This is a genomic window from Methanomethylovorans sp., assembly GCF_050177135.1.
Taxonomy (GTDB): Archaea; Halobacteriota; Methanosarcinia; order Methanosarcinales; family Methanosarcinaceae; genus Methanomethylovorans.
The window spans coordinates 1-5,643 of sequence record NZ_JBFXHJ010000141.1 but is presented as its reverse complement, the minus strand read 5'-3'; the positions used below and the strand labels follow the sequence as shown (position 1 = coordinate 5,643).

7 protein-coding genes and 1 pseudogene are annotated in these 5,643 nt (G+C 44.3%); 2 read left to right on the top strand and 6 right to left on the bottom strand.

Annotated elements, in window-relative coordinates:
- Positions 1-164, top strand: a pseudogene (gene cbiH, locus AB7U21_RS09990) (precorrin-3B C(17)-methyltransferase); the annotation flags it as partial.
- Positions 154-879, top strand: coding sequence for a precorrin-8X methylmutase (locus AB7U21_RS09985; protein WP_428388724.1), 726 nt, complete (start codon positions 154-156; stop codon positions 877-879). The pseudogene cbiH and the gene AB7U21_RS09985, both read left to right, overlap by 11 nt.
- A gap of 33 nt (positions 880-912) precedes the next feature.
- Here the strand turns inward: AB7U21_RS09985 and AB7U21_RS09980 are convergent, their stop codons facing one another.
- From AB7U21_RS09980 to AB7U21_RS09955, 6 genes are all read right to left on the bottom strand, one after another.
- The gene (locus tag AB7U21_RS09980) at positions 913-1,572 is read right to left on the bottom strand and encodes a cytochrome c biogenesis CcdA family protein (RefSeq protein ID WP_428388722.1); all 660 of its coding nucleotides are present in this window, start codon (positions 1,570-1,572) and stop codon (positions 913-915) included.
- A gap of 21 nt (positions 1,573-1,593) precedes the next feature.
- On the bottom strand, positions 1,594-2,067 hold the full coding sequence (locus AB7U21_RS09975; protein WP_428388720.1) for a thioredoxin family protein: 474 nt from the start codon (positions 2,065-2,067) through the stop codon (positions 1,594-1,596).
- A 90-nt stretch (positions 2,068-2,157) separates the two neighbouring features.
- The gene (locus AB7U21_RS09970) at positions 2,158-2,844 is read right to left on the bottom strand and encodes a 2,5-diamino-6-(ribosylamino)-4(3H)-pyrimidinone 5'-phosphate reductase (RefSeq protein WP_428388718.1); all 687 of its coding nucleotides are present in this window, start codon (positions 2,842-2,844) and stop codon (positions 2,158-2,160) included.
- A 55-nt stretch (positions 2,845-2,899) separates the two neighbouring features.
- Positions 2,900-3,751, bottom strand: a complete 852-nt coding sequence (locus AB7U21_RS09965; RefSeq protein WP_428388716.1) for a CBS domain-containing protein — start codon at positions 3,749-3,751, stop codon at positions 2,900-2,902.
- An 18-nt stretch (positions 3,752-3,769) separates the two neighbouring features.
- On the bottom strand, positions 3,770-4,225 hold the full coding sequence (locus AB7U21_RS09960) for a universal stress protein (protein WP_333787732.1): 456 nt from the start codon (positions 4,223-4,225) through the stop codon (positions 3,770-3,772).
- Positions 4,226-4,245: 20 nt separating this feature from the next.
- Positions 4,246-5,349, bottom strand: coding sequence for an amidohydrolase family protein (locus tag AB7U21_RS09955; RefSeq protein WP_428388713.1), 1,104 nt, complete (start codon positions 5,347-5,349; stop codon positions 4,246-4,248).
- Positions 5,350-5,643 lie beyond the last annotated feature (294 nt).

Genomic DNA, 5,643 nt, shown 5'->3' with positions numbered 1-5,643 from the left:
AGGACTATGTTGTTACCACGCTGGATGAGGTTATGAACTATAACGACTGGGTGGACATGAGCACCACTATCCTGATAGCTAACAACGAGTCCAGGATATGGAAGAGCAATAACGGGGAAAGGATCATCACTCCAAGGGGGTATCAGAGAAAGTATGACTACTAAAAGCAAAAAAAAGGTAGGTTCGCCGGCACTTGAAGAGCTTGTGGAGTTCACAACAAAAATGGATCCCACACTTATAGACATCTGCACCGACCTCGGTGCTCAGACCGATGAGGCAAAGGCTATCTACATGACAAGCCGCAATCTTGCCAAGCAGATAGTTGGAGACAAGACCATTGAGGACAGGATACGTCAGCGCTGTATGGTTGCAGTTGGCGACCTTTCCATGGCATATCTTATGCATTTCAACAAAGACCCTGTAAAAGCTGGCGTGGAAGCCCTGAAGAAAGGTGCCCCCATATTCGTGGACATCAACATGGTAAAATACGGGATAACTAAGATGGGGCACAAGTCCGATGTCATCTGTGTGATGGACGAGGACAAGGACGCCGCCATCGCTAAGAAGTTCGGCATCACAAGGACTGCAGCCGGTTTCCTTGCATGCAGGGACAGGCTGGAAGGCTCTATCGTTGCCATAGGCAATGCCCCTTCCGCAGCACTTGCAGTGTGCCGTATGGTGGAGCATGGCATAAGGCCCGCCCTTGTTATAGCAACCCCGGTGGGATTTGTGAATGCTGCAGAGTCCAAGGAGGTCGTCAGGGACACAGACATACCTTCCATCACATGTATAGGTACCAGGGGCGGAACCCCAATTGCTGTTGCCTGTGTCAACGAACTTGTGGCTATCGCCAACGCAAAAGACGAATGCGAGGAATAATATTCCCCGCATCCGCTTTATTGATCTTGTTTTTTAAACCTGGAAAAGTGTAGTTATTTGGCTGGTGTATGCCATCCATAATCCTGTAAGTATCAGTAAAATGCCTGCTATCTTTTTGACTATAAAGTCATAGCGAGCAATGGATCTCAATCTCATAGAGGAAACGTTTGCAGAATATGCTATGATCAGCATGGGCACTGCAAAACCGATCGAGTATATGAACAGCAATGTTGCGCCATAAGCCAGACTGCCCTGCATAGCTACCAGCACAAGCACGCTTCCCAGTAATGGGCCTATACATGGTATCCAGATTATGCCAAGGGAGAGCCCAAGCAGGATACCACCTAATAGTCCTTGCTTCTTAGAATTATGGACTTTACTTGTGAAGGTAGATAACCGATTGAATACCTGGAGATCAAAAAGCATAACTATCCCAAAAACAACAATGGTAATGGAAGCTATTAGATGCAGATAGGGAATGTAGCGTATTAACAATGCTCCAAAAGCAGATGTTATCACACCCATTGCTGTGAAGGAGATCACCAGACCTGCTATCACCGCAAGAGGACCATTTTTTCCTTCTTTTGTGGAAAAAGCCAGAATAGCAGGCAGCAAAGGAAGAGTGCATGGAGAAAGTACACTAACTATGCCTGCGAGTAACACAGCAAGAGGGTCAACATCTGTAAAGACCATATCTTCCTTTGCCTGTTCCTTTTACTTATTATTCCTTAATGCAATAGCCATATCCAACGTTTTGGTGAGGGTTCCTTTGTCAGTTACCCCGATGAACCTTGCAATGTTCCTGTCTCTGGTAATATCACCTTCAGATGTCATATAGACATAACCTTCCGAATCGTTACCTACTATTACGAACATGTCAGGCACAGAATAAACATCAAAAGCCACGGCAACTCCTGGTTTTTCCCTCGTATCAATATACATCACAGTAGCCTTTCCCGCATACTCCTGTGAAATTTCCTCAATGGTAGGTTTCATTATCTTACATGCAGGACAAGCAGCAAAACCAATGTCTACAAGAACCGGCCCTGAAACAAGTGCTTCATCTACTTGCTGCAGGTCCTGAACACTCACCACTGTACTGTTCCCGGAGGATTCAGTTCCGCTATCAAGACAACCGGAGAAGCTTATTAATAATGCTACGATATAAAGGAAAAGATATTTGTTCATAGATTCACCTGGAACTGTCAGTTAGAATACTGTTTTGTGTGAATATAGGTTTTGTGGAGTTAATACATCATAACACAAAACCATTGTGATTCATTTACGAAGGTTGACCACTTTCCATTTTAAGAGGACCCCTTCCTCTACTTTCCCGGCAGATATGAGTTCAAGGGGCAGAGTGCTGTGTTCAATGAAGCCTTGTCCGTCCACCAGAGTAGGGGCCATCTGTCCCCCTATTATTATATTGCCCACAAAAGTGTATATCTCATCTACAAGTCCGCTTGAGAGCATGGCCCAGTTAAGTGTTGCTCCCCCTTCGATCATCAGACGCCTGATGCCGAGGCTGTACAGCTGTTCCATTGCATCAGGAAGGTCTACCTTGCTTTCCCCGCTGATTATGACCCTGGCTTTTGTCCTCAATGCCTCTGCTCTTTCAGAAGGAGCAGAAGAACTGATCACAATTATTCTCTGACCTTCGCCCTTTTTAAAAATATCAGCCTCAATAGGAGTTCTTGCCTGGCTGTCTATTACAATACGTATCGGGTTCTCTTCAAGACCTTTCGCCTTACGCTCTGTTTTTCTTTGAGCAGATTTTACTGTAAGGCTCGGGTCATCCGCAAGTACAGTGCCTATGCCAACCATAACTGCATCTGATGTGGCGCGCAACTGGTCCACACGATCAAAGTCTATAGCTCCTGAGATCCTTACCTGTTTTCTCTGCCATGTAGAGATCTTCCCGTCAGCAGACATGGCCGAATTGATAAATATGAAGGGCTTTTCCATTCTAAGTCCCCATTAAGGCAACAGCCGGACACGAAACAGCATCCGGCCAATAAAATCAGAGGTTTATGATCGATTTTAGCAGATCACGATCCCTTAATAGTCCAAGGAACTTCTGGTTTGCATTGACTATTGGGACCTGATCGATCCGGTTACGTTTCATCTTAAGTGCACATTCACTTACACCAGATATATATGAGGCTTTTACAAGGTTAGTGACCATAATATCCCTGGCAAGCACGTTTGGCACCTTGATCCTTGAAACACTATAGTAGATGCTCATGGTATCACGCATGGATTCCCATGTCCAGTGATCATCATCCGAACCATTGGACATGTTTGACATCTCTACCGAGTCTTCAATGATACTGGCGCTTATGACATCCCTGTCCGAGATGATACCTACAAGTTCCAGTTCGGAGCTCAGCACAGGAACTGCCTTCACATCTGAAAGTTCCATTATCCTTGCGACGACGTTAAGAGGGGTTTCACTCCATACAGGTACTGATTTGTTGCTGCTGTACTGACCTACGTGATTGGTCAGATTCAGTTCTGCAAGTGCACCAACAATATCGGCAATTGTGAGCAAACCTTTCAGTTTACCATCTTCAACTACGGGAAGCCTGCGGATATTATGTTGCAGGATCAGCCTGGCAGCATCTGTGATATCCTTTTCCTCACTTATGCTTACAGGGTCCCTCGTCATGAGCAATGCAAGTTGTTCTTCTTCCGGGTTCTGCAAAAGATTTGACCTGCTGACGATACCAACAAGTTTCCCATCCTTTAACACAGGCACCCCTGATACTCTTTTTGCTTTCAGGATCTCTAGGACTTCGTCCCTCGATCCGGGAAGTGTTGCACAGGCAACATCTTTTACCATTATATCTGAAACTTTAATGTTTTTAGGCATGTAGATCCTCTTCCGTGATCACTCCTTCTTGGAGGAAACACCTTTTACTACCAGGACAGGAACTGTGGAGTTACGGGTAACTTTCTCAGCAACGCTTCCCAACAGGAATCTGTCAAGACCACTCTTGCCCAGCGTACCCATGACTATAACATCGATCCCATTTTTTTGGGCAAATTCAATGATCTCGTTACTTGGATGACCTTCAAGTACAACGGTATCTGCTTCCACGCCTGCTTGTTTTGCCAGTTGCTCAACTTTTTGTACAGCATCGTTTGCTTCTGTTTCCAGAAGCTCATACATCATTTCCCATCCTGCATCCATGGGTATGGAAGCAAAAGCAGCTGTGTCCACTACGTAGCCGACAAATATTTTCCCCCCGGCTATTTTTGCCAGTTCTATGCCATACTCTATAGCTCTTCTGTTCTGTTCAGAACCATCTGTCGCAATGAATATTTTCTTAAACTCGGCTGTCATTATCCAATCTCCACAACTTATTAATTGATAATTGTAAGGATATCGTCAGGTCTTGCCCTTCGGACAATACCTCTTACAGGATCGGTGATACCAGTGAGGTTGTCAGAGCTTCCATTTAGGATCATGATCTTTGGACTAAGACCCTTTGCAATATATCCAACTTTATTGACATTCAATATTGATGCACCGTTAAGCGTACACATCTTAAATACTTGTCTATCGTCTATTTTAAATATTTTTTCAAGTATCTCCATTTCAGCAAACATGCTGGGGGAATTAAGCATCACATTGTCAGTACCTATAGCTACATTGATCCCAAGATCAAGCATTTTCTCCACGGGAGCCATCCCTACGCCTGTTATAAAATTAGACCTTGGGCACACAACCACTGGTTTTTGCTCATCTGCAACTTGCCTGAGGTCAGGCAGTTCTGCATGTGTCATATGTATTAGAACATCGGGATCTAAGGAAAGTGCCGAATCTATATCACTTCTGTTTTTCTCTCCAGCGTGAATGAAAAATGGTTTCTTCCATGATGCTGCAACTTCCCTTAATGTTTCCAATATATTCTTGTCCATATCTCTGGAACCACTTATACCAAGTCCGTAAGACTCCTGCAATAAGAGTTCAGCTTCATATTCAATATCTGTCTTGTAGCCTTCTGTCCTACTGATTCGCCCAAGGATCCTGCACATTATATCTTTGCCTTCAAGAGCACCTTTTAATGCCAGTGTTCCAGGCACCCCTCCTTCTCTGAAGTCTGCAAAAGCAGAGGTGCCGATAGTTATCATGTCGGAAATGGTCCTTTTCATTGCTTCAATGAGCCTGGACTGTGAAGTAGCCTCTAGTGTGCGATGTTTAAGACCATCCGGCGGCTTGACAAGGGAATCCAGATCACGTTCTACACGGTTGCCTACTGTCTTTCCAAGTACAGGGTCTTTGAGAACCGAATCACCTATGTGAGTATGAGAGTTCACCAGACAGGGAGAAATAATGATGTCACTGCTCGTGTTCTCTTCTCCTATGTCAATTATGACCCCATCTTTCAGACAGATGTATCCTTCTATGGTTTCCGGTTCAGGTCCCAGGATGATCTTACCATAAATGATCTGTTCACTGGACATTTGAAACCCGTTGCTGTGCCCTTATTTATAGTAGATCCACAAAAAGCTGTGATATTAAAAGGGTAAATGTTCATGATCGTTAATAAGATTTTTCATGTTGTAACCAGCTTTGAGGGTCACATTGTATATTTGTTATATATTTATGCGTAATATTGATATAGATATAATCCCATCCCACGGATGCGCATTTTTAGGTCCTTGCACAAGAACATGGCAGAGCCATTCGATGAGTGTACAGTCAACCATAATGCGCTACATAAGATAATGCAAAAAGCGCCTGTCACGAGGGAAACT